Annotated in this window: 26 protein-coding genes; 17 read left to right on the top strand and 9 right to left on the bottom strand. The window is 71.2% G+C overall.

Annotation, left to right across the window (positions count from 1 at the left end; translation table 11 throughout):
* Window positions 1–96 precede the first annotated feature (96 nt).
* On the top strand, window positions 97–561 hold the full coding sequence (locus ACR9ZK_RS05705; protein ID WP_481340919.1) for a MarR family winged helix-turn-helix transcriptional regulator: 465 nt from the start codon (window positions 97–99) through the stop codon (window positions 559–561).
* Entirely contained in the window at window positions 558–2177 is a 1620-nt protein-coding gene (locus ACR9ZK_RS05700; protein WP_481340918.1) for a chloride channel protein, read from the top strand. Before ACR9ZK_RS05705 ends, ACR9ZK_RS05700 begins: the two co-directional genes overlap by 4 nt.
* A 54-nt stretch (window positions 2178–2231) precedes the next feature.
* Here the strand turns inward: ACR9ZK_RS05700 and ACR9ZK_RS05695 are convergent, their stop codons facing one another.
* The gene (locus ACR9ZK_RS05695) at window positions 2232–3836 is read right to left on the bottom strand and encodes a hypothetical protein (RefSeq protein WP_481340917.1); all 1605 of its coding nucleotides are present in this window, start codon (window positions 3834–3836) and stop codon (window positions 2232–2234) included.
* 210 nt (window positions 3837–4046) lie between these two features.
* Between ACR9ZK_RS05695 and ACR9ZK_RS05690 the strand changes: the two genes are divergently transcribed.
* A complete protein-coding gene (locus tag ACR9ZK_RS05690) occupies window positions 4047–4661 on the top strand; it encodes a YdeI/OmpD-associated family protein (RefSeq protein ID WP_481340916.1) in 615 nt (204 codons plus the stop codon).
* A 129-nt stretch (window positions 4662–4790) separates the two neighbouring features.
* Window positions 4791–5432 carry a hemerythrin domain-containing protein gene (locus ACR9ZK_RS05685; protein WP_481340915.1) on the top strand — a complete coding sequence of 214 codons (642 nt, stop codon included), beginning with the start codon at window positions 4791–4793 and terminating at the stop codon, window positions 5430–5432.
* 96 nt (window positions 5433–5528) lie between these two features.
* Here the strand turns inward: ACR9ZK_RS05685 and ACR9ZK_RS05680 are convergent, their stop codons facing one another.
* Window positions 5529–6155, bottom strand: a complete 627-nt coding sequence (locus ACR9ZK_RS05680) for a maleylpyruvate isomerase family mycothiol-dependent enzyme (RefSeq protein WP_481340914.1) — start codon at window positions 6153–6155, stop codon at window positions 5529–5531.
* Between the two features lie 156 nt (window positions 6156–6311).
* Here ACR9ZK_RS05680 and ACR9ZK_RS05675 point away from each other — a divergent pair, with 156 nt between their 5' ends.
* Complete coding sequence (locus ACR9ZK_RS05675) at window positions 6312–6983, top strand: N-acyl homoserine lactonase family protein (protein ID WP_481340913.1); 672 nt, start codon at window positions 6312–6314, stop codon at window positions 6981–6983.
* Between the two features lie 100 nt (window positions 6984–7083).
* Entirely contained in the window at window positions 7084–7494 is a 411-nt protein-coding gene (locus ACR9ZK_RS05670) for a VOC family protein (RefSeq protein WP_481340912.1), read from the top strand.
* Between the two features lie 25 nt (window positions 7495–7519).
* On the opposite strand, the gene ACR9ZK_RS05665 is transcribed toward ACR9ZK_RS05670, so the two are convergent.
* Together ACR9ZK_RS05665 and ACR9ZK_RS05660 are read right to left on the bottom strand one after the other, a co-directional pair.
* On the bottom strand, window positions 7520–7924 hold the full coding sequence (locus ACR9ZK_RS05665) for a VOC family protein (RefSeq protein WP_481340911.1): 405 nt from the start codon (window positions 7922–7924) through the stop codon (window positions 7520–7522).
* A gap of 88 nt (window positions 7925–8012) precedes the next feature.
* Window positions 8013–8423 (bottom strand): nitroreductase family deazaflavin-dependent oxidoreductase, encoded by a 411-nt coding sequence (locus tag ACR9ZK_RS05660; protein ID WP_481340910.1) that lies wholly within the window; start codon window positions 8421–8423, stop codon window positions 8013–8015.
* Window positions 8424–8581: 158 nt separating this feature from the next.
* On the opposite strand from ACR9ZK_RS05660, the gene ACR9ZK_RS05655 reads away from it, so the two are divergent.
* The 8 genes from ACR9ZK_RS05655 to ACR9ZK_RS05620 all read left to right on the top strand — a co-directional run bounded on the left by ACR9ZK_RS05655 (window position 8582) and on the right by ACR9ZK_RS05620 (window position 15507).
* Window positions 8582–9940 carry an MFS transporter gene (locus ACR9ZK_RS05655; protein WP_481340909.1) on the top strand — a complete coding sequence of 453 codons (1359 nt, stop codon included), beginning with the start codon at window positions 8582–8584 and terminating at the stop codon, window positions 9938–9940.
* Window positions 9941–10242: 302 nt separating this feature from the next.
* The gene (locus ACR9ZK_RS05650) at window positions 10243–10878 is read left to right on the top strand and encodes a hypothetical protein (RefSeq protein WP_481340908.1); all 636 of its coding nucleotides are present in this window, start codon (window positions 10243–10245) and stop codon (window positions 10876–10878) included.
* Between the two features lie 47 nt (window positions 10879–10925).
* Window positions 10926–11234 (top strand): ArsR/SmtB family transcription factor, encoded by a 309-nt coding sequence (locus ACR9ZK_RS05645; RefSeq protein WP_481340907.1) that lies wholly within the window; start codon window positions 10926–10928, stop codon window positions 11232–11234.
* Entirely contained in the window at window positions 11231–11719 is a 489-nt protein-coding gene (locus ACR9ZK_RS05640) for an SRPBCC family protein (RefSeq protein ID WP_481340906.1), read from the top strand. Before ACR9ZK_RS05645 ends, ACR9ZK_RS05640 begins: the two co-directional genes overlap by 4 nt.
* Window positions 11720–11816: 97 nt before the next feature.
* Window positions 11817–12032, top strand: coding sequence for a hypothetical protein (locus ACR9ZK_RS05635; RefSeq protein ID WP_481340905.1), 216 nt, complete (start codon window positions 11817–11819; stop codon window positions 12030–12032).
* Window positions 12033–12146: 114 nt separating this feature from the next.
* Window positions 12147–12938, top strand: a complete 792-nt coding sequence (locus tag ACR9ZK_RS05630) for an FAD binding domain-containing protein (protein ID WP_481340904.1) — start codon at window positions 12147–12149, stop codon at window positions 12936–12938.
* Window positions 12935–13399, top strand: a complete 465-nt coding sequence (locus tag ACR9ZK_RS05625; RefSeq protein ID WP_481340903.1) for a (2Fe-2S)-binding protein — start codon at window positions 12935–12937, stop codon at window positions 13397–13399. Before ACR9ZK_RS05630 ends, ACR9ZK_RS05625 begins: the two co-directional genes overlap by 4 nt.
* Window positions 13400–13413: 14 nt before the next feature.
* Window positions 13414–15507: a xanthine dehydrogenase family protein molybdopterin-binding subunit gene (locus ACR9ZK_RS05620; RefSeq protein ID WP_481340902.1), complete on the top strand. Its 2094-nt coding sequence runs from the start codon at window positions 13414–13416 to the stop codon at window positions 15505–15507.
* A gap of 274 nt (window positions 15508–15781) precedes the next feature.
* On the opposite strand, the gene ACR9ZK_RS05615 is transcribed toward ACR9ZK_RS05620, so the two are convergent.
* Both ACR9ZK_RS05615 and ACR9ZK_RS05610 read right to left on the bottom strand, forming a co-directional pair.
* Entirely contained in the window at window positions 15782–16588 is an 807-nt protein-coding gene (locus ACR9ZK_RS05615) for a P-loop NTPase family protein (protein ID WP_481340901.1), read from the bottom strand.
* A 94-nt stretch (window positions 16589–16682) separates the two neighbouring features.
* Window positions 16683–18071 carry a threonine/serine exporter family protein gene (locus ACR9ZK_RS05610; RefSeq protein ID WP_481340900.1) on the bottom strand — a complete coding sequence of 463 codons (1389 nt, stop codon included), beginning with the start codon at window positions 18069–18071 and terminating at the stop codon, window positions 16683–16685.
* A 138-nt stretch (window positions 18072–18209) separates the two neighbouring features.
* On the opposite strand from ACR9ZK_RS05610, the gene ACR9ZK_RS05605 reads away from it, so the two are divergent.
* Window positions 18210–19112, top strand: coding sequence for an NAD-dependent epimerase/dehydratase family protein (locus tag ACR9ZK_RS05605; protein ID WP_481340899.1), 903 nt, complete (start codon window positions 18210–18212; stop codon window positions 19110–19112).
* A 262-nt stretch (window positions 19113–19374) separates the two neighbouring features.
* On the opposite strand, the gene ACR9ZK_RS05600 is transcribed toward ACR9ZK_RS05605, so the two are convergent.
* The 3 genes from ACR9ZK_RS05600 to ACR9ZK_RS05590 form a co-directional block, all read right to left on the bottom strand.
* Entirely contained in the window at window positions 19375–19533 is a 159-nt protein-coding gene (locus ACR9ZK_RS05600) for a hypothetical protein (protein WP_481340898.1), read from the bottom strand.
* A gap of 122 nt (window positions 19534–19655) precedes the next feature.
* Window positions 19656–20018 carry a DsrE family protein gene (locus ACR9ZK_RS05595; protein ID WP_481340897.1) on the bottom strand — a complete coding sequence of 121 codons (363 nt, stop codon included), beginning with the start codon at window positions 20016–20018 and terminating at the stop codon, window positions 19656–19658.
* Between the two features lie 153 nt (window positions 20019–20171).
* The gene (locus tag ACR9ZK_RS05590; protein ID WP_481340896.1) at window positions 20172–21755 is read right to left on the bottom strand and encodes an HD domain-containing phosphohydrolase; all 1584 of its coding nucleotides are present in this window, start codon (window positions 21753–21755) and stop codon (window positions 20172–20174) included.
* A 124-nt stretch (window positions 21756–21879) separates the two neighbouring features.
* Between ACR9ZK_RS05590 and ACR9ZK_RS05585 the strand changes: the two genes are divergently transcribed.
* Together ACR9ZK_RS05585 and ACR9ZK_RS05580 are read left to right on the top strand one after the other, a co-directional pair.
* Window positions 21880–22605 (top strand): haloacid dehalogenase type II, encoded by a 726-nt coding sequence (locus ACR9ZK_RS05585; protein WP_481340895.1) that lies wholly within the window; start codon window positions 21880–21882, stop codon window positions 22603–22605.
* Window positions 22606–22718: 113 nt separating this feature from the next.
* Window positions 22719–23012 carry a hypothetical protein gene (locus ACR9ZK_RS05580; RefSeq protein ID WP_481340894.1) on the top strand — a complete coding sequence of 98 codons (294 nt, stop codon included), beginning with the start codon at window positions 22719–22721 and terminating at the stop codon, window positions 23010–23012.
* The last annotated feature ends 50 nt before the right edge of the window (window positions 23013–23062 follow it).

Here is a 23062-nt window from a genome sequence, read left to right as displayed (position 1 = left end):
GTCGATCACCTCGACACCCGCCTGCCCCGTCGGCCGGCCGGCCCGGTGTCGAGACGGCTTTGACACCGGCTCCTTGCTCTCTGCAAGACTTGTCGAATGCAACAGCAAGCCACCGCCGCCACCGTGGCCGCGCTGCAGCAGATCACCCGCGACCTGCTCGGGCTGGCGGTCCGGAGCGTCGACGAGGTCGGGGACGTGTCGCTGCCGCAGATGCGGCTGCTCTTCGCCTTGCGCGACGAGGGAGAGTCGTCGTGCACCCGACTGGCCACCGTGCTCGGGGTCAACGGTTCGTCGATCACGCGCCTGGCCGACCGGCTCGTCGCGTCGCGACACGTCACCCGCACCGGCGACCCGGCGAGCCGCAGCCGGGTGCTGCTCGCCCTGACCGAGCACGGCGACACGGTCATCGACGCGGTGCTCGCGTGGCGTTCTCGTGAGCTGACCCGCGTCCTCCGGGGCCTCGACGCCGAGGCGCTCGGCTCGCTCACCGACAGCCTCAACGCGCTGCACGACGGTCTCCGCCGACGCCACCACGACCTGACCGGCCCGGTGCCGCTGTGACCGGGGCCAAGGTGGAGCTCGGGGACTTCAACGTCCACCCGCGGATGCTGGTCATCGCCGCGTGGGCACTGCCGGTCGGGGCCGGTGGCGCTTTCGCGGCGTACGCCTTGCTCAAGCTCATCGGCCTGACGACGAACGTCGTCTTCTACCAGCGGCTCGACACCTCACTCGTGGCGCCCGGTGCGACGCACCACCCGTGGCCGCTCGTGCTCCTCGCGCCAGTGGTCGGCGGCCTCGTCATCGGCCTCATGGCCCGTTACGGGTCGGAGAAGATCCGCGGGCACGGCATGCCCGAGGCGATCGAAGCGATCCTCATCCGCGGCAGCCGGGTCGAGCCGAAAGTGGCTGTGCTGAAACCGATCTCGGCGGCGGTCAGCATCGGGTCGGGTGGGCCGTTCGGCGCCGAGGGACCGATCATCATGACCGGTGGCGCCATCGGCTCGATCCTCGCGCAGCACCTTCGGCTCACCGCCGACGAGCGCAAGACGCTCCTCGTCGCGGGTGCCGCGGCCGGGATGGCCGCCACCTTCAACGCCCCCCTCGCCGCCGTGCTCCTGGCGGTCGAGCTGCTGCTGTTCGAGTGGCGGCCACGCAGCTTCGTGCCGGTCGTCGCCGCGGTCGCCGTCGCGACGGCCGTACGGGGACCACTCATCGGGACCCGCGCGATCTTCCCGGTACCCACCGGCGGCGTCTCCATCACGTGGACGGCCGAGGCGCTCAGCGCCCTCGTCGGCCTCAGCGGCGCCCTCGTGGCCCTCGGCGCGACGTGGCTCGTCTACTTCGCCGAGGACCTGTTCCGTCGGCTCCCCCTGCACTGGATGTGGTGGCCGGCACTCGGGGGTCTGGTCATCGGCGTCGGCGGGCTCGTCGAGCCGCGAGCACTCGGCGTCGGCTACGACGTCATCGACCAGCTGCTCACCGGACGGGCGACCACCGGGCTCATCGTCGGTATCCTCGTCGTCAAGACCCTCATCTGGTCGCTGTCGCTGGGGTCCGGGACGTCCGGGGGCGTGCTCGCCCCGGTCTTCATGATCGGTGGCGCGCTCGGGGCCGCGGTCGGGCTCGTCCTGCCCGGCGTGTTCCCGGGGTTCTGGGCCATGCTCGGCCTGGCGGCGGTCGTCGGTGGCGTCATGCGCTCGCCACTGACGGGCGTCGTGTTCACCCTCGAGCTGACGCACGCCTGGGATGCGCTGCTGCCCCTGCTCATCGCATCCTCGGCGGCGTACGCGGTCTCCGTCCTCATCCTCCAGCGCTCGGTCCTCACGGAGAAGATCGCCCGCCGAGGACTGCACCTGACGCGCGACTACACCACCGACCCGCTCGAGACGTTCTTCGCCTCCGACGTCATGCGCACCTCGCCCGAGGCGCTGGAAGAGGCGCGCCGGCTCGCGATCGACGGAGGCCACCACGTCGTCGATGCGGGCGACACGCTGCGACACGTCGCCTACGTCTTCGCCGAGCACGGCCACGGCGGCGCCGCCGTCCTCGGCGAGGGCGGCGACGTCCTCGGCCTCGTCGACGTGCAGTCCCTGCTCGTGGCACGCCGGCACGACCTGACGGAGGCGACCGAACGCGAGCAGGTCTTCACGAGGCCGCTCGGCCTCGGCCGCCGCTGATGGCAGGGGCCGTGCCGCGCGGGTGCAGTACACGGCTGTCGTGTACGTCGTGCCTCACGGGAGCTGGCCGCTGCTCGGGCACGGGTTGCGAGGCAGCACGGTGCGGAAGTTGTCGACGAACGTGCCTTCGGGGAACCCTGGATCGCCGGGGTAGTAAGTGGCGAGCTCGGGTCCGTACTCGGACGTCGAGGTGCCGCCGAACGTGTTCGTGGTGCCGGGGATGAACGTGCCACCTTCCTGCCAGGCGCAGGCGCCGTTCGGCCCGGACCGGGTCGAGTAGATGGGGTAGAACTGCGCGCCCGGTGGTGGGTTGACGCATCCGGCGCCGTCGAAGGCGCACACGGACAGCGGCTCGATGGCCGGCATGTCCGCTTCGAATGCCATCCGGCTGTAGTTGTGCCCGTCGGTTTGTGGGCTGGTGAGCTGGAAGGAGCCCGAGTGGACCAGCCGGTCCTGGGCGGGGTCGGCCAGCGTGCCGGACCAGTCGCGCTGGTACGACGTGCCGTCGAAGTCACGGTCGGTGGCGATGCAGCCACCGACGGGCGCCAGCAGCGACTCGGTGGCGTTGAAGCAGGCCGTGTCGTCGACGTCCTTCTTCGTCTCCCCGACGCCGGGGTTGACGCAGCTGCCCAGCGTGTTGGCGCGGTCGCAGTACTCGAAGTGGCCGATCTCGTCGGAGAAGGAGACGTTGTAGGTGTGCGCGGTCCAGGGCACCAGCGTCTGCTCGCTGGAGGTGGCGTACATCGGGTGGAAGGCGTACGGCTCCTCCGTGCAGCCGACCGCCGAGGGCTGGAACAGCGGGTGTGCGAAGCCGTTGGCGATGCTGGCCGTCATCGACCCGCTCTGCCCGCTCGTCACGTCGGTGATGGAGTTCACCAGCCCGGCCGCCGAGTCGTGGATCGAGATCTGCAGGGTGTCGCCGGCGTCCATGTACAGCACCTGCGCCGGGTCGGGCGTGAAGGTCGCGAGGGTGGCGTTGAGCGGGTCCGGTGGTGCCTGCGGCGTGCCGCTCCTGGTGATGAACGCGAAGTCCGCCCATTCCTCACCGGCGCGGTCCAGGCAGTCGGCGTTGTTCACCTGGGTCCGGGTTGCGGAGAGACCGAAGACCACCATGGCCGCGCACCACTTCGTCGGGTCGCAGGACACGTTCGGCTCAGGCACCCATCCGGGCGGGTAGAACTGCAGCTCCAGGAAGCCGGTCCCGACGTGGTTGCCCATCCAGTCGGGTGCGGAGTGGTCGCTGCTCGTCTTGATGTTGCTGTCCGAGTCGGGGGTGCAGGCAACGCCCGGGTTGGGGTAGCTCTGTGTCTCGCACAGGTCCATGCCGAACCAGAACGCCACGCTCCGCTGGAAGTTCCACGTGCCGCCGGTGCCGTCCTGCCTCGGCAGTGTGGGCGCCTCATGCGGAAGCCGCAGCTGCCAGGTGGCCGAGTTCCCCGAGCCGGCTCGGGTCGAGTAGAAGAGCAGGGCCGGCTCGTCGTGGCCGACGTAGCCGCCTTCGTAGTCCTGCCGGGAGCTCGGGTCGGGACAGAGCGTCGCATGCCTCTCACAGAGTGGATCCAGAGGCCCGCTCGAACTCCCTGACGAGGCCTGTGGGCCGGCGAGCACCGCCGCCGCCACCAGGACCACTGCCGACCACAGCGCACGGGTTCGCTTCATGACTCCTCCAGCCGACGCCACCTGAACCTGGGCCGATCGGCGCTCGACCACGATGCACCCGCTTCGTCACGTCCAGTGTGCTCCGTCCGTCGAGGGCTGTTCCGGTTTTGGGGAACTCAGCGCACACGGCGGGGACGGCGCCGCGATGACACGTGCGGGCTGCTGTCACGGATGGCTTGCCGCCTCTGGGCCCGTGCGAAGGTTGGAGTCGTGAGTGACGAGCTGCCTGCCCTGACGGTCGCGGACGGCGCCGCATGGCGCGCCTGGCTCGACGACCACCACGGTGATGACCGCGGGGTGTGGCTGACCCTGGCGAAGAAGGGCGCGGCCGCGCCCACCAGCCTCACCTACGACGAGGCGCTCGACGAGGCGCTCTGTCACGGATGGATCGACGGGCAGATCCGTGGCGGCGACCAGTACAGCTACCGGCAGCGCTTCACGCCCCGCACCCGGCGCAGCGGGTGGTCACAGCGCAATGTCGCCATCGTGGAGCGCCTCATGGCGGAAGGGCGGATGCACGCGTCCGGACTCGCCGCGGTGGAGCGCGCCAAGGCGGACGGCCGTTGGCACGCCGCGTACGCCGGACCGGCGAGCATCGAGGTGCCGACCGACCTCGCCGCAGCCCTCGACTCCGATCCCTCCGCGCGGGCGATGTTCGAGAAGCTCAACAGCCGAAACCGCTACGCGATCCTCTACCGGGTCGAGACGGCGAAGCGGGCCGAGACCCGAAGGCGACGCATCGAGCAGTTCGTGGCCATGCTCGCCCGGGGAGAGACGATCCACCCCAACAGCGCGAGGGACGAACGCGGTCCCCGCGACGCCTAGGCCGGAGAGACCGCGGCAAGGCTCGGTCGATCCGCCGCTGGGGCGGTGCGGTAGGTGGTCCCCCGAGCTCGGCCGTGGCCGCGCCGGTTCCGGCACTCGCGTCAGGTGCGGCTGGATATGGTCTCGACCATGACAGGTCCCATGACGATGAATCGTGTCATCCACGCGGCGGTGCGTCGCGACCTCGCTCGCCTCGAGTCCGCCCTCGCCACCGCCCCCGACGGTGACCGGGTCCGCGCCCGGCAGCTGCAGGTGGCCTACGCGCACCTGCACGACCAGCTCAAGCACCACCACGAGGGCGAGGACACCCACGTCTTTCCGTTCCTGGCCAAGGTGCAAGGGGCCACGGAGCTGGTCGAGGTCATGGAGACGGAGCATCAGGCCATGGCGGACGCACTCGCCGGTGCCCGCACTGCCATGGACACCTACGCCTCGAGCGGGTCCGCCGGCGACGCCCATGCCGCCAGGGACGCCGTGCTGAAGGCGAACGACGTCGTCGAGCGACACCTGCATCACGAGGAGAACGACCTCGAGCCGCTCCTGCTGCCGCACCTCGGGACGCCCGAGTGGAAGGCCGTCGAGAAGCAGCTGCGACCCGCATCCCTCGCCGTCTCGGGCCGGTTCATGGCGTGGATCCAGGACGGGATGCCCGAGGCGGAGCGCACCTACCTCCGCTCGGCCATTCCGGCCCCGGTGACCTTTCTGCTCAGCAGACTCGCCGGCAGGTCCTACCACCGGGACATCGCGCCCGCCTGGGCGCCCACCACGTAGGCGTTCCGGTCCGAGACCGGGTCGCAGGCCGGTCAGGTCAGGCGGGAACCGGCGGACATCGGCGTGCTCCTCGGCTGCGGCGTCGACAGGTTGGCCCTATGTGTTCACCCTGCCTGCGAGGGCGTCGAGTCCCGGTCCGTGCAGGTCTTGCAGGGCTTGGGGACGCCCGGCGAGCGCAACGAGGAGCGCCTCGGCCGGGCCGTGGACCTCCGGCCCGGTCCCATGGGCCCACGGCAGGTCGGTGGCGACCATGCGCAGCCCGCGGATGTTGGCCGGTGCGGGTAGGGCACGGGCGCGGGGAGCGAAGCTCAGCGCTGCGACCAGTCGCTCTCGAGGGACGTCGCGAGGGTGAGCCAGTGCCCGTCGGATGTCCTGCTGGTGGATCAGGGCATCGGTCAGCGCGACGGCGCACCCGAATGCGGTGGTGATCCCCCGCGGAACGACGTGCGCGCGAAGCCGCGCCACGAGCTCGTCGGTGCCGAGCCGTCGGCTCTCTTCGACGCCACGCTGGTTGGCGAGCCTGAGGGAGAAGCCCGAGCGGGCCGTCATCGCCAGCAACCGGGGCCAGCTCAGCACGTCGTAGCTCACGATGTGGCCGACGACGTCGCGCACCGACCAGCCGGGACACAAGGATGGCTGGTTCCATTCCGCTGCCGTCAGCGTGTCGAGGTAGTCGGCCAGGTCTCGTCGCTCGGCGGCCGCCAGGTCGCTGAGGTCTGCCATGGTTCATCGGCTCCCGTCTCGATGTCCTGACCGACTCCAGCACAAGGTCCTGCAACACGTCCAGGCCCGCACGGAGTACGGGCGACGAGTGACGCGTGATGAAACGGCCTGCCGCAGAGCCACCGCCGTCGGCCGCTCTGCCCCAGACTCTCCTCCATGGACGATCCACGAACCGAGAAGGCCGAGCGACCGGCACGCGAGGGCTCGACGGCCACCGTCACGCCGGTGCTCGTCGCCGAGCTGCTCGCCGAGGGCGAAAGGATGCCGGTCTACGTGCACGTCATCGACCATCCCGACGCGCGCGTGCTGGTCGACACCGGCATGACGCAGCTGCACCCGGCGGTCGACGACATGGATCCTCGCCTGACCCCACTGAGCGAGCAGGCCGGCTTCGACCTGGCCGGCATCGACGTCGTCGTCAACACGCACCTGCACTTCGACCACTGCGGCGGCAACCACCTCTTCCCGGGCAAGCCGGTCTACGTCCAACGCGTGGAGCTGGAGGACGCGCGGAGCCAGGACGACTACACGATCCGCGAGTGGGTCGAGGCGCCCGGGGTGCAGTACGTGCCCGTCGACGGCACCCTCGAGCTGCTGCCGGGGATCCGGCTCGTTCCGACGCCCGGCCACACGCGAGGCTCGCAGGTCGTCGTCGTCGAGACGGGCGACCGCTCCATCGTCATCGCGGGTGACACGGCGGTCTTCTTCGACGAGCTCGACGACCCGCGCACCGACGGCCAGCGACTGGTCCGGGCACTCGCCCCCGAAGAGGTCTGGCTCTCGCACCAGCACGAGCCATGGCGTCCGTCGGCCCCCCACGAGGCGTGACCGGAAGGGCCTGACCGGCCGCGTGCACAGGCCGTGACACCCGGGCGAAGAAGGCGCATCGGCCGTCACGATCCGGTTGCCTCGTGGCAAGATCGCACGGGTGCTGCGACTCACCGACTTCATCATCGACTGCCCGGACACGATGCAGCTGGCGGCGTTCTACTCCGAGGTGACGGGCCGGCCGGTCAACGGCGGCAGCGACGGCAGCTGGGCCGGTATCCGGTTCGGCGAGATCGACCTGGCCTTCATCCGGGTGGATGACTACCGCGCCCCGACGTGGCCCGACGCCGAGCACCCCAAGCAGTTCCATCTCGACTTCGAGGTCGACGACATCGAGGCGGAACAGAGCCGCGTCCTGGCCCTCGGCGCGATCCTGAAGCAGGACTTCATCGGCGCCGACGGCCACGGCTGGCGCGTCTACACCGATCCCGTCGGCCACCCGTTCTGCCTCTGCCACAACAAGGGCGTCACCTGGACCGACCAGGGCCCCGTCTGGCCGACGAGCGGGTAGGACGCGTGCACCCCAGCTGACTGGCCTAGCTCGGACCGAGCCGCGCCTCGTCCCGCGTCGGCTCGAACAGCTCGACCAGGTTCCCCGCCGGATCCTCAGCGAGGATCTGCCGCCCGCCGATGCCCTCGACGATCTCGTTGCGGAACCTCACGCCCTCGCCGCGCAGTCGCTCGACGAGCGTGGAGAGGTCGTCGACCTGCAGCGAGAAGCGGTTCCAGCCACCGGGGGTCGGGGCGGTCCCGTCGGGCATCGCCTGGCCGCCGCCCGGACCGCCCCCGGCGGCGCTGAGCACCAGGCGCAGCGCACCGTTCTCGAGCATCGCGAACGTCGGCGCGGGGTGCATCACCTCGGTGAACCCGAGCCGGTCGCGGTAGAACGCGATCGCGGCATCGATGTCGTCGACGATGTACCGGACGCTCACACTGGCCACCGGTTCACGGTACGACGCCGCGGCGAAGGCGGCGAGCCTGTCGCGGTTCCGGCGTGCGGACGTCGTCCGTCCTCTCGCGCCTGGGCCTCTATCGGCCAGGCCCGCGGTCGCCGGAGTCGTCGACGGTGAGCACGATGAGCGGACTGTGTCGAAGCATCTCCGGGACGTCCGTGCGACGCCAGCGCCTGGCGGCCGCCTCGATGTACGGACGGCGCTCGTCAGGGTCGGTCACGACTCGCGCGGTCGCGGGCACGTCGGCGACCACTGACTGCTTCAGGTGGATCACGACGTGCGGATCGGCGTCGATGTTGTAGATCCAGTCCCGCGTGCGATCGGCCCGCGGCAGGCCCGTGATGAACAGCTGGTCGTCGTCGTGGTGCAGGAAGATCTCGATGCGCCGAGGTCGACCGGTTCGCCGGCCGGTCGTCGTGAGATCGATGAGCTGGCTGTGGTTCAACGCGGCCCGGGTGGCTTCGCTCCCGGAGACGGCATCGTCCATGGCGCGCTCCTCTCGACTGGAACCGACCCAGGAACTCTACGGCGAGCGGCCGCGGTGGCGTGCCGCGCCGGAACCACCGGGCCGGCTGCCGCCTCTCCTTCGGCACGGGAGGGGGTAAATGCGGTGACACCTGCCGTCCGGGTCTGCAGAATCCTCGGGTGGTTCTCGACGCCGTCCTCCGTCACGCCCGCCCGCCGTCGCCGCTGGCGGGACGGCTGTCCGTCCAGTCGCTGCTCTTTGCCCTCGGCGAGGGCACCTTCATGACCGGTTCGGCGGTGTTCTTCACGCAGATCGTCGGGCTCTCGGCCGCTCAGGTCGGTCTCGGCCTCACCATCGCGGGCGTCGCGGCGTTCCTCGCTGCCCTGCCGATGGGCAAGCTCGTCGACCGCTTCGGGCCCAAGAGGATGTGGGCCGTCAGTGCAGCGGGGCAGGCGGTGATGTTCGCGTTCTGGCCGCTCATCAACGGCTTCGAGGGCTACATCGTGATGGCCGTCGGCATGGAGGTCATCGGCGCGCTCGGCGGCGCGGCGTACGGCGCGTACACGATCGACGTCCTCCCGCCGGACGAGCGGGTGCGGTCGCGCGCGTACATGTACTCCGCGCTCAACGTCGGCTTCACGGTCGGCTCGATGCTCGGCGGCGTCGCCCTCGCGTTCCACTCCAACGACGTCCTGCACGCCCTGCCGTGGTTCACGTCGGTGGCCTTCCTCGTCAACGCCGCCGCGATCATCCGCCTCCCCAAGGCGGCCCATGACGAACGCAGCGCCGAGGACCGAAAGGTGAAGGTCTCCGGACCCGGCCCGCTGCGCAACCCGGGGTGGCTCCTCACGACGTTCTTCGGCGGCGTGTTCTGGACCAACCAGGTGCTGCTCAACGTCGTCATCCCGCTGTGGCTCGTCGAGAAGACGGACGCGCCGCGGGTGCTGCTGGCGTTCCTCTTCGGCACCAACACCGTCATGTGCATCTTCCTGCCGATGGTGACCTCCCGCGGGGTCAGGGACATCCCGACGGCGCTCAAGGCCATTCGGCTCTCGGCCGGCTTCTTCGTCGTGTCCTGCCTCATCACGTTGGCGACGCACGACACCGTCGGCTGGGTGACCATCGCGCTGGTCTGGCTCGGGCACGTCACGGTGACCGGCGCCGAGCTGTACCTGTCTGCGGCGAGCTGGTCGTTCGAGGCCGAGCTGATGGACCCACGCCAACGCGGCGCCTACCAGGGCGCCGCCGAGCTCAGCGGGACCCTCGGCCGGGTCTGGGCTCCCGCGCTCTACACGTTCCTCGCGATGAACTGGGGTGCCGGAGGCTGGCTGCTCATCGCCGGGATCATCGTCGTCGCCGCGATCGGCATCCATCCCTCGACGCGGCTGGCCCGCCGGTTCCTGGAGCGGCACGTGCCGGCCGAGGCGCTCGCCGAGGCACGCGCGTCCGCGCCCGAACCGGAGGAAGGCCTCGCCGTCGGCGCGCCGACCCTCAGCACCACCGACGAGCGAGTGTCAGCCCCCGATCCGACTCGCTGACACCGGCCGGTGCGTCTCGCGCTCGCCGGGCGGCCGGGTGGTCCTCGATCCGTGGCAGGCTCCAGCGCGACCGCGTCTAGGCTGGAACGGTGGGCAACGGCGGCGACCGGCCGCCCAAGCGGCGCGCGACGTCGCGGCGGCGCGGACTCCTCGGTGCGTCCGTGAGGGGCAGGCGTTCGGGCACAGCCGGCGTGGCCAGGTGGGCCGGGCTGGCCGTGGCCACAGTGACCCTGTCGGCCTGCACCACGGCGATGCCTCCGGGAAGCATCGGCACTCGTCTGCCCGCCAGCCCCGCGCCCGTCATGACCACGATCGACCGGGTGGCGCCCCTGCCGGAGGCGGCCGAGTGCGCGAACGAGGACCTCGACGGCCACCGCAGCACCTTGCCCGGACCGCAGCTGTTCCCTGAGGCGTTCCCGGGCGAGGTCAGCGTGCGGCTCGTCCTGCCGGGGCGTGACGGGTCGGACGTCATCCACTGCCACGGCACGCTCGTGAAGCGGTTCAGCTGCCGGGACCCGACGACGTGGGCCATGCCCGACCCGGCAGAGTTCCTCGTGACGTTCGGCGCGGCCCGGGTCAGGGTCGTCGAGGGCGCGTCCGCGGCTCGGACGCAGTCGACGGAGGACGGGCGCAGCCCCGGGCCATCGAAACGCTCGTTCACCTACGCCGAGTACACCCTGGCGTCCGGTGATCCGCGGGGCGCGGTCGCCTTCGAGCGGCACGCCTTCGCAACGTGTGCTCTGGCGTCCGTGAGGACGGTCGACGGGGTGGGGCTGGGCACCGCCAGCGTGGGTACGGAGACCGGCCTCGTCGACGTCGCGTTCCTCGTCAGGGGCGACCGGCTGGCACAGGTGACGCTGTACGGGAGTCGGTGGACTCCTGACGAACGGGACCACGCCTGGCACGTCGTCGTGCAGCACCTCCGGCAGGAGCGGTGACGCGCCCGCTTGACCGGAGCATTCATCGGTCGTAACTTACATTCGTTATGACTTATGGAGATGACGCGGCGTGGACCACGCTGGCTGACCGCAACCGACGCTCGATCCTGACCGAGCTGGCAGACGGCGAACGGACCGTGGGCGAGCTGACCCAGGCACTGCCCATCACCCAGCCGGCGGTCTCCCAGCACCTCAAGGTGCTCAAGCAGGTCGGCCTGGTCAACGACCGCGCCGAGGGAACCAAGCGGATCTACCGGCTCAACGAGGCCGGGGTGGCCGCCCTGCGCGACCAGCTCGACGCGTTCTGGAGGCGGACCATGTCCGGCTTCGAGGACCTGATGAAGGAGGAGGAATGACGGAGACCACTGATACCCCCGTGGTACGGCACCACGTCGTGGTTCCGGGTACGCCGGAGCGTGCGTTCGCGGCGTTCACGGGCCGGTTCGATGCCATCAAGCCCCGCGAGCACAACCTGCTCGCGTCGCCGATCGTGTCGACGACCTTCGAGCCCCGCGTGGGTGGGCACATCGTCGACCACGGCGAGGATGGCAGCGAGTGCCGGTGGGCGCGGGTTCTGGCCTACGACCCGCCGGACCGGGTGGTGTTCAGCTGGGACATCGGCCCGACGTGGCAGCTGGAGACCGACCCGGACAACGCGAGCGAGGTGGAGGTGCGGTTCGTCGCCGACGGTCCGGACCGGACCCGTGTCGAGCTGGAGCACCGGTACCTCGACCGTCACGGTCCCGGCTGGCCGCAGCTGCGCGCGGGCGTCGACGACGATCAGGGCTGGCCGCTGTACCTCGCCCGTTACGCCAGCGTCCTCGAGGAGGATGCGGCCTGACGGCGAGGTGTCGAACGGGCCCGCGAGGCCACGTCCGGCCGCGCGATCGGCTGCGTCGCCGCGCTCACTGATGCACCCTTGGGGTGAGGAGGTCGGCATGGACATGCAGGACGCGAACACGGGCAGCAAGCAGCGGGAGTACCTGGCGCCGGGCGTGTACGTCGAGGAGGTGCCCGCGGCCAACAAGCCGATCGAGGGCGTCGGGACGTCGGTGGCCGCGTTCGTGGGTCTGTCTCCTTTCAGTCCCGCGCGACTGGCTCGGACCTTCGCCCTGGCAGCCGTGTTGGCGTCTGTGCTCCGAAGGCTGCGCTGAGCGGGCCGAGGCTCGTGCCGTGAGCAGCAGCGTCGTCATCGACGCGTTCGGGTGACCCGCGGATGGCGGACCGCGTAGCGTGGACCCACGCCGCATGCCCTCGCTGGAGGATGTGTGAAACCGCCACCGTTCGAGTACCACCGGGCCGCCTCTGTGCATGACGCGGTGCAGTTGTTGGCGCGCCACGGGTCGGATGCGAGGGTGCTTGCCGGGGGCCAGAGTCTGCTCCCTCTCATGGCGCTGCGGCGGGCCCGGCCCGGGCACCTCGTCGATGTGCAGTGGGTCCAGGAGCTGACGGGGATCTCGCGTGCCGACGGGGTCCTGCGGATCGGTGCGGCGACCCGGCACCGTGACATCGAGCGGGACCGTTCGCTGCCATCGCTGTTGCGGCTCGGCGTACGGCAGATCGGCAATTTCGAGGTGCGCAACCGTGGCACGGTGGGCGGGTCACTGGCGTTCGCCGACCCGGCGGCCGAGTGGCCGGCACTGGCCCTGGCGATGGGTGCTGTCATCGTGGCGGCCTCGGTGCGTGGCCGGCGCGAGATCAACGCCGCAGACCTGTTCGTCGGCGCGCACGCGACGTCGCTGGCGGCTGACGAGCTGCTCGTCGAGGTGTTGCTGCCGACCCGTGACGCGAGGTTCGGCTTCGCCGAAGCGACGCGGCGCGGACCGGGGGACTATGCGTTGGCCGGCGCCGTGTGCCACGACGCGACGGTGACGGTGTTCGGCACCGCAGACCGGCCGCAGCTGCTGGCCGCCACCGGGCGAGCCGCGGAAGAGGGCCGGTCGGGTGAGGCCGTCGTCGAGATCGCCAGGTCGGAGATCGACACCGCCTCGGAGTACCGGCGACACGTCGCGGCGTCCTTGGTCGGCCGCGTCGTCACGCAGGCGCGGGCACAGTCATGAGCGATCAGCCGAAGGTCGCGGTGACGGTGAATGGGCGTAGGTGGGCCGGTGCCGTCGCGGCGCGGTCGAGCCTCGCGGACTTCCTCCGCGATGAGCTCCGGCTGACCGGCACGCACGTCGGGTGCGAGCAAGGGGTGTGCGGGGCGTGCGTCGTGCTGGTGGACGGCGCCGCGGTGCGCTCGTGCCTGATGCTCGCCGTCCAGGCCGACCGCGCGGAGGTCACGACGATCGAGGGACTGAGCGCGTCCGGGCGACTGTCGCGGCTGCAGGAGGCGTTCCTACGGCACGGCGCCTTCCAATGCGGATTCTGCACGCCGGGTGTCCTCCTTGCAGCCGAGGAGCTCGTCCGCTCGGGGGACCGGTACACGCGCACCGAGCTGCGGGAGCTGCTGATCGGGCACGTCTGTCGGTGCACGGGGTACGAGCCGATCGTCGAGGCGGTGTACGAGTGTCTCGACTGAGTACGGACACGAGCGTGCGGTTGGTCACCGGCGGCGGGGAGTTCGTCGCCGACCTGCCACGCGGCGGCGTCGAGGTCTGCTTCGTCCGGTCCCGCGTCGCGCACGCCAGGATCCACTCGGTCGATCTGCGTACGCACGACGGCGTGAGCGGCGCCGAGCTGGGGCTTCGCGCCATCATGCTGGAAGCGGGCGGGATGGTTCCGGTGGCCTGGCACCCCATGGCCGTGGAGCGGGTCCGTTACGTGGGCGAGCCCGTCGCGATGGTGTGGGCCGGGGACCGCTACCAGGCAGAGGACCTCGCCGAGGCCGTCACCATCGACTACTCGCCCCTTCTGGTCGACACCCCGGTCCACGAGGCGGCGCGCGACGATGTGCTGCTGTCGCGAACCGTGGACTCGGGCGGCGTCGACGAGGCGCTCGCGCGGTCCGACCTCGTGATCGAGCGGACGTTTCGGCCGGCGCGGCAGTCGGCCGTGCCGCTCGAGGCGCGCGGGGTCGTGGCCGAGCACGACGCGGCGACCGGCGTGACGACGGTGTGGACCTCGACCCAGCTGCCGCATCTGGTTCGCGGCGGCATCGCCCGCTCTCTCGGGGTGGACGAGACGTCGATCCGGGTTGTCGTACCGCACGTCGGCGGCGGGTTCGGCATGAAGGCGAACCTCTACGCCGAAGAGATCGCCGTGACCGCCCTCGCCCGGCGGCTGGGCGTGCGGGTCAGGTGGATCGAGGACCGCGCCGAGAACCTGCTGGCCGGCACCCACGCGCACGACACCGTGGTCACGGTCCGTGCCGGCGCAGACCGCTCCGGGCGGCTGACCGGCATCGACGCCAGAGTCCACGCCGACGTCGGCGCGTACTCGATCTGGCCGGCGACGGCGATGCCCGAGGCCGGGGTGGCGGCGATGAGCCTGTTCGCCCCGTACGTCTTCCCCGCCCTGCGTGTCGAGATCCAGGCCATCGCGAGCAACAAGTCCCCGGTCGGGCCGTGCCGCGGGATAGGCCAGAACGCGGCGGTGTTCGCCACCGAGCGGATGATGGACCTCCTCGCCGCCGGGCTGGGTGTCGACCCACTCGAGATCCGGCGGCGCAACGTCGTGCGCGACCTGTCCTGGACGAGCCCGACCGGCCGCAGACTCGACTCCGGTGACTACGAAGAGCTCTTCGCACTGCTCGAGCCGCACTACGAGCGGCTACGCCGATGGCGGGCCGAGGGCGTCAGGGCGGGCCGCCTGGTCGGAGTGGGGTTGGGCGTGTTCAACGAGATGAGCGCGAGCGGGTCAGCGGACTACCAGCGGCGCGGCGTCACCTCGCTGCCCGGTACGGACGCGGCCCGCGTCGTGGTTGCCGAAGACGGGCGAATCGAGATCTACACGAGCGCTGCCGACGCCGGCCAGGGTCACGCCGAGACGTACCGAGCGTTGGCCGCAGCCGAGCTCGGCCTCGACCCGGACATCGTCGATGTCATCGAGGGCGACACCTCGGTCTGCCCCGACGGCAGTGGAACCTTCATCTCGCGTGGCGCGGTCGGCGTCGCGGCGTGCGTCGTCGACGCCTTGCGCGACGTCGCGAAGAAGGACTGCCAACCGGGCACCGTGGCCAGTCATGTCCACGACCCGCAGCAGGTGTACCCGATCGGCGCACACCTGGCCGCCGTGGAGATCGACCCGACCACTCTGGTCCCGAAGGTGGTCGAGTACCTTGCGGTCGAGGACTGCGGCCGCATCGTCCACCGTGCCGTGGTGGACGGGCAGATCCGCGGGGGCATCGCCATGGGTATCGGCGAGGTCCTGTACGAGTCGCACGCCTACTCGGCCGAAGGACAGCTCCTGACGACCACCTTGAGCGACTACCTGCTGCCCCTCGCGACCACGGTTCCACCCATCGACGTGCAGCACGTCGAGTCGCCGACGCCGGCCACTCCGCTCGGCACGAAAGGCGTCGGCGAAGCCGGAACCATCGGCGCCTTCGGAGCGGTCGTCAACGCCGTCTCCGACGCCGTGGCCGGGTTCGGTGCCGAGCTCACCGACCTGCCGTTCACGCCGGAGCGGATCTTCGCCGCGGTCCGGAGTGCCGGTGGGACCGACACGAGGTCTGGTCCCGCCGGCTGACCTCAGGCGCGTCCGGTCGTCTCGACCGGCGGCGAACACGGCCGCTTGCCTCATTCCCACGCCGGGTGGGGCGGTCAACTGATCGGGGTGCCTCGCGGGGCAGTCGCTCGTGGACGAGGTGACGCCGAGCGTCGGCCTGGACGCGTGATGACCGAGGAGCGCCATGCTGCTCCGTATCAAGCAGTCGCACGCACCGGCAGACTGCCCGATCGGGACGTGCGGCTCACGCTCGCTGTGCGACGGCGACAGCAGGTCCTGGGGCCCGGAAGGGTACTCAGGCGTGGCCGCTGAGCCGACCCAACCGGTCGGCGAGGGCGTCGACCATGGTCGCGGCGCGCTTCTCGGAGATCGGCGCCTTGCGGTCGCCGCCCTGGCTGGAGACGGCGAGCACGTCGATGGACAGCTTTGCGCCGCCCGCGAGCGCGCGCAGGGCGTCGATCTTGTCGGCGAAGGGCGAGCCGCTGCCGGGCGAGTAGTACCGCACGACCTCCTCGACGTCGTCGGGATAGAGGTCGGTCTTCGTCACGGCGATGACGAGCCAGATCGGCTTGTTGCGGCGGACGGCCATCGAGGCGATCCGGTGCGAGGTGATCGTCCAGTCCTCGAGCTCGGCGGCGAGCTGCTCCTCACGCGTCGCGGTGGCCGCGCCCGTCGTGCCCCCGGCGCGCCGGGGCGTGGCGTAGCCGTTGGCGACGACGTGAATGACCCCGTCGACCGGCTCGTCGTGGAAGACCTCGTCGAGCGCACCGAGGCGCGTGGCCGCGTTGTCGCCCGGCACGACGAGGAAGCGGAAGCCGTGCAGCCGGGCGCCCTTGCGGGTGCGGCGCTCCATCACCGCCGAACCCACCTCGGCCGAGGCCTCGTCGGGGGCGCGGCGCGTCAGCCGGTCGACGAGCTGGCTCTTGCCGACGCCCGTCATGCCCGTGACGGCCACCATCGGGTAGCGGTCGCGCAGGAGCCGGCCGAGCCGCTCGGGGGCCGACGCCAGGGCGGTCAGCAGACCGCCGGCGACGGTCGCCCCCAGAGCGGTGCGGCTCGACGGCGGCAGGATCGTCCGGATCCGCGATGAGGTCTGAGACACGGTGCCTCCTCGGCATGCTGGTTCAGGTGCCAGTTGGCCCCACGAGCCTACGGTCCGCGGGGCCTCGAGCGCCCTGCGGTCCGGTCGAGACCGGTCAGCCTCGGGTGTCCGACGTGTCTCGGCTGGCGACAGGGTCGACCGGGGCGGCGAAGCGTCCACGCAGGGCGCGGCCGACGGAGGACCCGACGAGCAGGCCCAGCGAGATCGCGATGGCCACACCGAGCAGGCCGAGGGCGACGTCGGTGGCGGACGCACGGCCGGCTGCCAGCTCGGTGACGCCGACGAGGCCGAGGCTGCCCGGCACGAGCAGCCAGAAGGCGGGGAGGAAGAGCACGAGGCGGGGCAGCAGGGGACGACGCAGCTCGACGACGCTCGCTCCGAGGCTCGCGGCGATGGCTCCGCAGAAGCCGCCGAGGGCGACGGAACCGAGCTCCTGCCCGGCGACCTGCGCACTGAAGGCGAGGCCCAGGACGAGCAGCACCCAGCCCTGCAGCCGCAGCGGCACGCCCTCCATGAGGCAGATGCTCGCGCCGATGAGCAGCAGCCCGACGGGGGCGCCGACCCACCCGATGTCGTCGACGCGGAGGTTGACGAGGGTCGAGGTGGGCACGCGGAGCAGGGTTGTGGCCATGAGGAGTCCGAGGGCGAAGAGGCCGAGCTGGGCCAGGCCGTAGGTGAGCCGGGCGGAGCCGGCCTGCATGTGCCCGGCGGCCAGCTCCGACATGCCGTTGACGACGAGGGCGCCGGGGAGCAGGACGGCCAGCGGCGGCAGGACGGTGCGCAGCGGGCCCTCGAGCAGGCCGGCGTCGGCGGCACCGAAGACGGCGAGCGACACGGCGAACGCGGCGAGGGTCGGCAGCAGCGCCTGGACCACCTCGTAGCGCGCGGCGAGCTGGACCAGCGCCAGCACGATGAGGGCGCCGACCGCCGCGGCGGCCACGTTGGCCCACCCGGGCTGGAGGATGAGCGCGATGCCGACGGCGAGCACGGGCCACGCGAGCGCGACGAGCCATGCCGGTTGCTGGACCGGACGCTTCGTCGTCGCTGCCAGCTCCTCGCGAGCCCCGGCGATGGTCAGGCCGTCGTGGAGGAGCTGGTGGCGGACGAGGCGCACGCTCGCCGACTGGTGCAGCCGCAGTCCGGCGGGCGCCGAGCGGTAGGTGGAGGGGCCGCCCGGAGTGAGCGTGACCATGAGGCCGGTGGGTCCGACCGCCGACTGCACGTCGGGGTACCCCAGCCGGGCGCTCACCTCGGCGAGCTCCTCCTCGATCTCCTGCACCGGCTGGCCGGTCGCGATCATGGCGGTGCCCAGCTCGGCGAGCAGGGCGCGGCTCTCGGTCTCGTGGTCCGCGTCGGGCCGGTCGGCGTCAGGTCGGTCGGCCTCGGGCAGGTCGGCGTCGGGTCGGGCGGCATCGGGCCCGTCGGCGTCGGGTTGGGCGGCCTCGGGCCCGCTGGCATCGGCATGACCGCGTGCGGGCGTCACGGCTGGGCGCGCCCGCCCTGGTGCGCGGCGGCAGGTCCCTCCATGCGGCCATCATGTCAAAGCGGGCGGTCGGGTCGTCCGGCCTCGCCGAGCCGCGGCCGCGCCCCTGGTGGGCGGCGAGGCTGGTTGGATCGAGCCATGCGCATCTTCTTCACCGGAGGCAGCGGCAAGGCCGGCAGGCACGTCGCGCCGTTCCTCGCCGAGCAGGGGCACCAGATCACGAACGCCGACCTCGTCCCGCTCGGGCACCCGGCGGTCGACGACCTCACGGTCGACCTCACCGAGATCGGCGAGACGTACTCCGCCCTCGCCGGGTTGGCACGTTTCGACGAGCTGGAGCCGGCGACCACGCCGGCCTACGACGCCGTCGTGCACTTCGCCGCGATCCCACGGATCCTGCTCACGTCGGACGCGAGGACGTATGCGACCAACGTGCTCAGCACCTACAACGTGCTCGAGGCCTCCACCCGGCTCGGCATCCGCAAGGTCGTCTTCGCGTCGTCGGAGACGACCTACGGCATCTGCTTCGCCCAGGGCGAGCGGCGGCCGCTCTACGTGCCGGTCGATGAGGAGCACCCGACGGTTCCGGAGGACTCGTACGCGATGTCGAAGGTCGCGAACGAGGTGACGGCACGGTCGTTCCAGGCCCGCACCGGCGCCGACGTGTACGGGCTGCGGATCAACAACGTCATCGAGCCGGGCGAGTACGCCGAGATGTTCCCGCCCTTCCTCGAGGATCCGGCGCTGCGACGGCGCAACCTCTTCGCCTACATCGACGTGCGCGACCTCGGCCAGATGGTCCAGCGCTGCCTCGACGTCGACGGGCTCGGCTACGAGGTCTTCAACGTCGCCAACGCCGACATGTCCGTCGCCGCGACGACCGACGAGGTGCGCAAGCGCTTCTACGACGGGGTCGAGCTCCGTCGGCCGATGGGGCGCAACGAGACCTTCTACTCCATCGACAAGGCCCGCGACCTGCTCGGCTTCTCACCGCAGTACTCGTGGCGCGATGTGCTGCCCGACCCTCGGGTCGACGCCTGAGAGCGCACGCGCGCAGCCGCCCGGTTCGGCAGGGGAAGGCGGCGTCGGCTGTCAGGGCGAGGTGCTGGTAGACCTGCGTGACGCCTGGCCTGGCGTGCCCGCCGTCGCGCGATGCCGTACTCGTCGGCGTCACGGACCGACCACATGGCCTGGCCGATGGCGAGCACGCCGCGGGCGGGCAACGGGACCTCGCCGATCACGGGGTTGCGCCTCAGCCGGGTCGGGGTGCCGAGGTCGATGCCGTTGAGACGGCTGCCGACCTCTAGACGAGGTACATCCGCTCCGGCATCAGCAGTCCGGTGTGGCCGCTCGGCATCACGCCGCAGAGCCGCAGCCGCCCCAGGCCCAGGGCTCGGGACAACCGCTCGCGGGCGCGGTTGAGGAGAGGTGAGCGCCAGCTCGCGAGGGGTCGCGATGCCACAGGGTCCGGTACGCCCCAGCCACGGACGTACTCGTGGCCGGGCCAAGGGGCCTCCCCCGTCCCGGGGTCGATTGCGCTGGTCAGGGAGGCGGGGCTGCGCACCGTTGGCTGCCTGGTCGAGGTCAGTAGCTGAAGGTGACGGCCGGCTCGTCACCGATCCAGTTCCACATCGGGACGGTGCCGTTGAGCTGGGCTCCAGGGATGAGGTCCTCGGCCTCGAGGTGCTTGGCGTTGAAGCAGATCGGGCAGACGTAGTAGCTGCCGCCGGCTGCTTCGAACCGCTTCATCAGGTCGGTCAGTGGCGGGCAGCCCTCGCACGCTGTGCCGATGGCCACGCCGGGAACGGCCAGGCGGACGGCTTCCTTGGTGAGGAACATCAGCGTCTGGCGGCCGGTCTCGGCTGCGCCGACCGCGACGAGGAAGGCGACGGTGACCTTCTCGGTGTCCTCCAGCCCGGTGCTCAGGCTGATCACTGCCTTGCTCATGCTGCATCCCTCCCGTGTGGTTCGTCGTGCGCCGCGGTCACGGCGTCCACGGCTCACGTTAGGGATGCCACCGGTGTTCGTCGTCGGGTGAACTCCCTACGGATCGCGGCTTTCCCGGTCTGGTCGCGCATCGGGTTAGGGGGCGCACGTGGGTCAGGAGGTGACGGGCGTGCCCGGCCCGTCGTCGAGCGCGCCGAGCAGGCCGTTGCGCAGCGCGAAGAGGGTGGCGGTGGAACGGTTGGATGCGCCGGACTTGGCGTAGATCCGCTCGATGTGGGTGCCTGCCGTCTTGGGTGAGATCCCAAGCTGGGCGGCGATGTCGGCGGTCGCGGCGCCGCGGGCGATCAGGCCGAGCACCTCGAGCTCGCGTGGCGTGAGGCCGGCGGGGCCGCCCACACGTCGCCGCGTGCCGGCCCCGGCCGCCGCCAGGACGGCATCTGCGGCCGGCTGGTCGAAGCGCCCCGCCGCTATGTCGGCACGGATCATGCCCGCCGCCTCCTTGAGGGGGTAGGGGGCACGGCTGGACCGCGGTTCGAGCAGCTCGTGAAGGGCACAGGCGGCCGCGAGGATGCGCGCCGGCAGCGGGATCGCCTGGCCGCCGATGCCGCGGTGGAACCCGCTACCGTCCATCCGCTCGTGAGCCATGCCGGCGATCTGCCCCAGCCGGGCCAGGGCGGCGGGCCGGGCCAGCACGCGCTCGGTGAAGTACGAGGCCGCGCGCAGGCGTTCCTGCTCGTGGGCGGTCAGGGGGCCCGACTTGTTCAGGATCGTCGCCGGAACACCGTGCAGCCCGATGTCGTGGACCAGGGCTGCGCGGTACAGCGTGGTGACGTCGCGGGCGGGCAGCCGAAGCAGGCGGGCCGCGGCGGCCGCGAGAACGGCGACGCCGCGGGAGTGGCCGGCGCGGGTCGGGCAACGCAGGTCGGTGAAGTCGGCCAGGGCCTCGAGCGCGGCATCGAGCTGCTGGTGGTCGAGGCGGGCCCTCAGACCGGGCTGTCGGGCGAACAGGTGGTAGGCGTCGTGCTCGTCGGTGTCGGCGGGCAAGACCTCACGCGCGTGAGCGCAGAACGTCTCGACCAGTCCGGGGTCGAACTGGCGCCCGCTGCGCTTTCGCGCGACCCGCACCGCTGCGGGGGTGCCCCCGTGTCGGTGATGCACCTCGACGATGTCGGCGAGGTGGAAGAGACGGACGACCAGTGAGATCTCCTCACCGTGCAGGCCCCGTGGGACGCCGCGTCCGTCCCACCGCGCGAAGAACTGGCGCACGGCCGTCGACGTCTGCTGCGGCAGGCCGAGCTGGTTGGCCAGGGTCGAGGTGACGAGGCAGTGGCCTTGAATGCCCCGCAGCACCGGCGCGCCCCCCGTGGCCGCCAGGGTCGCGACCGCTCGCACGCGTCGCGGCAGCCGCTGACCACGGCCCGCGCGAGCCATGAAGAACGCCATTCCCGAGAGGCCGCCGAGGTCGGTCTGGTAGCTGTCGGCTCGGAAGACGATGTCGTCTCCGAAGTTGGCGGTCACCTCGGGGGCATCGGCCACGCAGCCGACCCAGGACAGCATCGCGACGTGGAAGAGCGTGGGCTGCTCGTCATCCGGCAGCCCGGCGAGGCATCCGAGCCGTGACGCGATCTGCCAGCTGCGCAGGAGGTGCTCCATGGGCTGGCCCAGCCCGAGATCGGTGGCCAGGGAGAACGCAGCGAGGAGCTCGGCAAGGGTGACGCCGGAGTCTCGCTCCTCCACGTCCCCAGCGTAGGCGGGTGCAACCCTCGAGGAGCGTGTGCGCGGTGAAGGTCGCGCACGGGTACGGGTCGTTCATGGACGACAGCACGACGGCGGCCACGCTCATCGACGACGGGATCTGGACATGACCGCACCGACAGCTGGCGCGGGGGCGGCGGCCCGGACGCCGTCGATCCTGATCTTCGACGTCAACGAGACCTTGAGCGACATGTCTCCGCTCGCGGACAGCTTCGCCCGGGTCGGGCTGGGTTCGGGCGCGGTCGAGCCGTGGTTCGCCTCGCTTCTGCGTGACGGGTTCGCCCTGACCTCGGTCGGCGTGAACCCCCGCTTCGCCGACCTCGCCTCCGAGACGCTCAGGGTTCGACTGGCCGCGCGCGAAGCAGGTGCCCCTGCCGCAAGCAGCGGTGGCGCCGACGTCCAGCCATTGGTGGACGACGTGATGGGCACGTTCGGCTCGTTGAGCGTGCACCCCGACGTCGGCGACGGTGTCCGGGCGCTGCGTGGGCTCGGCGTGCGCCTGGTGACACTCAGCAACGGATCGACGAGTGTCGCGCAGGGCTTGTTCGAGCGCGCCGGCCTGACGGACGCGTTCGAGACACTGCTGAGCGTCGAGGACGCCGGCGCGTGGAAGCCGCACCCCGCGTCGTACGCCTACGCCCTCGAGGCGTGCGGGGTGGCCGCGGCAGATGCGATGCTCGTCGCGGTCCATCCCTGGGACATCGACGGTGCGGCTCGAGCGGGCCTGCGGACCGGGTGGCTCAACCGGGACGGGACCCGCTACCCGAGCTACTTCACGGCACCGGACGTCGAGGCGCGTGACCTCGTCGAGCTGGCCCGCGCCCTGGAGTGAGCCGCCGCGGGCCGAGTCGAGCCGTGCCGACGCCCGGGCAGCTGCCAAGACACGCGGGATCGTTCTGAGCTGAATCACTGTGCAAGACACGCGTTGCACTGGATCTTGGCCTCATGAGCATTCTGACGATCGTGTCCGCCGACGTGGACGACAGTCGGAGCAAGGACCTGGTGGCGGACTTCGAGAGCATGCTGTCCGGTGGTCTCCCGGATGGCTTGCTCGAGACCCGGCTGCTCGGAGACGGGGCAGGGCACTGGGCGATCCACTCGCTGTGGCGGGATCGCGCCGCGCTGGACGCGATGAGGACATCGACGGAACCTGCCGCTCCGGCGTTGTTCCGACGCTTTCAGGCGGAACCCACGCTGGCGGTCATGAACGTTGTCGTGGACAGTGCGGCACGCACCTGAGGCTCCGACACACGGCTACAAGCCCGATCCGGCAGTGAGGTATCGTATTG

This window comes from Monashia sp. HAY1-5C (assembly GCF_056755255.1).
This window is presented reverse-complemented; position numbering and strand designations above follow the sequence as displayed.

Excerpts from the sequence above, each read along its gene's own strand:
- ACR9ZK_RS05585 (WP_481340895.1), top strand. The coding sequence starts at position 21,880 with ATGACCGCACCGACAGCTGGCGCGGGGGCGGCGGCCCGGACGCCGTCG.
- ACR9ZK_RS05660 (WP_481340910.1), bottom strand. The coding sequence starts at position 8,423 with ATGGACGATGCCGTCTCCGGGAGCGAAGCCACCCGGGCCGCGTTGAAC.
- ACR9ZK_RS05635 (WP_481340905.1), top strand. The coding sequence starts at position 11,817 with ATGGACATGCAGGACGCGAACACGGGCAGCAAGCAGCGGGAGTACCTG.
- ACR9ZK_RS05645 (WP_481340907.1), top strand. The coding sequence starts at position 10,926 with ATGACTTATGGAGATGACGCGGCGTGGACCACGCTGGCTGACCGCAAC.
- ACR9ZK_RS05625 (WP_481340903.1), top strand. The coding sequence starts at position 12,935 with ATGAGCGATCAGCCGAAGGTCGCGGTGACGGTGAATGGGCGTAGGTGG.
- ACR9ZK_RS05640 (WP_481340906.1), top strand. The coding sequence starts at position 11,231 with ATGACGGAGACCACTGATACCCCCGTGGTACGGCACCACGTCGTGGTT.
- ACR9ZK_RS05695 (WP_481340917.1), bottom strand. The coding sequence starts at position 3,836 with ATGAAGCGAACCCGTGCGCTGTGGTCGGCAGTGGTCCTGGTGGCGGCG.
- ACR9ZK_RS05675 (WP_481340913.1), top strand. The coding sequence starts at position 6,312 with ATGGACGATCCACGAACCGAGAAGGCCGAGCGACCGGCACGCGAGGGC.
- ACR9ZK_RS05705 (WP_481340919.1), top strand. The coding sequence starts at position 97 with ATGCAACAGCAAGCCACCGCCGCCACCGTGGCCGCGCTGCAGCAGATC.
- ACR9ZK_RS05685 (WP_481340915.1), top strand. The coding sequence starts at position 4,791 with ATGACAGGTCCCATGACGATGAATCGTGTCATCCACGCGGCGGTGCGT.
- ACR9ZK_RS05650 (WP_481340908.1), top strand. The coding sequence starts at position 10,243 with ATGACCACGATCGACCGGGTGGCGCCCCTGCCGGAGGCGGCCGAGTGC.
- ACR9ZK_RS05605 (WP_481340899.1), top strand. The coding sequence starts at position 18,210 with ATGCGCATCTTCTTCACCGGAGGCAGCGGCAAGGCCGGCAGGCACGTC.
- ACR9ZK_RS05580 (WP_481340894.1), top strand. The coding sequence starts at position 22,719 with ATGAGCATTCTGACGATCGTGTCCGCCGACGTGGACGACAGTCGGAGC.
- ACR9ZK_RS05595 (WP_481340897.1), bottom strand. The coding sequence starts at position 20,018 with ATGAGCAAGGCAGTGATCAGCCTGAGCACCGGGCTGGAGGACACCGAG.
- ACR9ZK_RS05680 (WP_481340914.1), bottom strand. The coding sequence starts at position 6,155 with ATGGCAGACCTCAGCGACCTGGCGGCCGCCGAGCGACGAGACCTGGCC.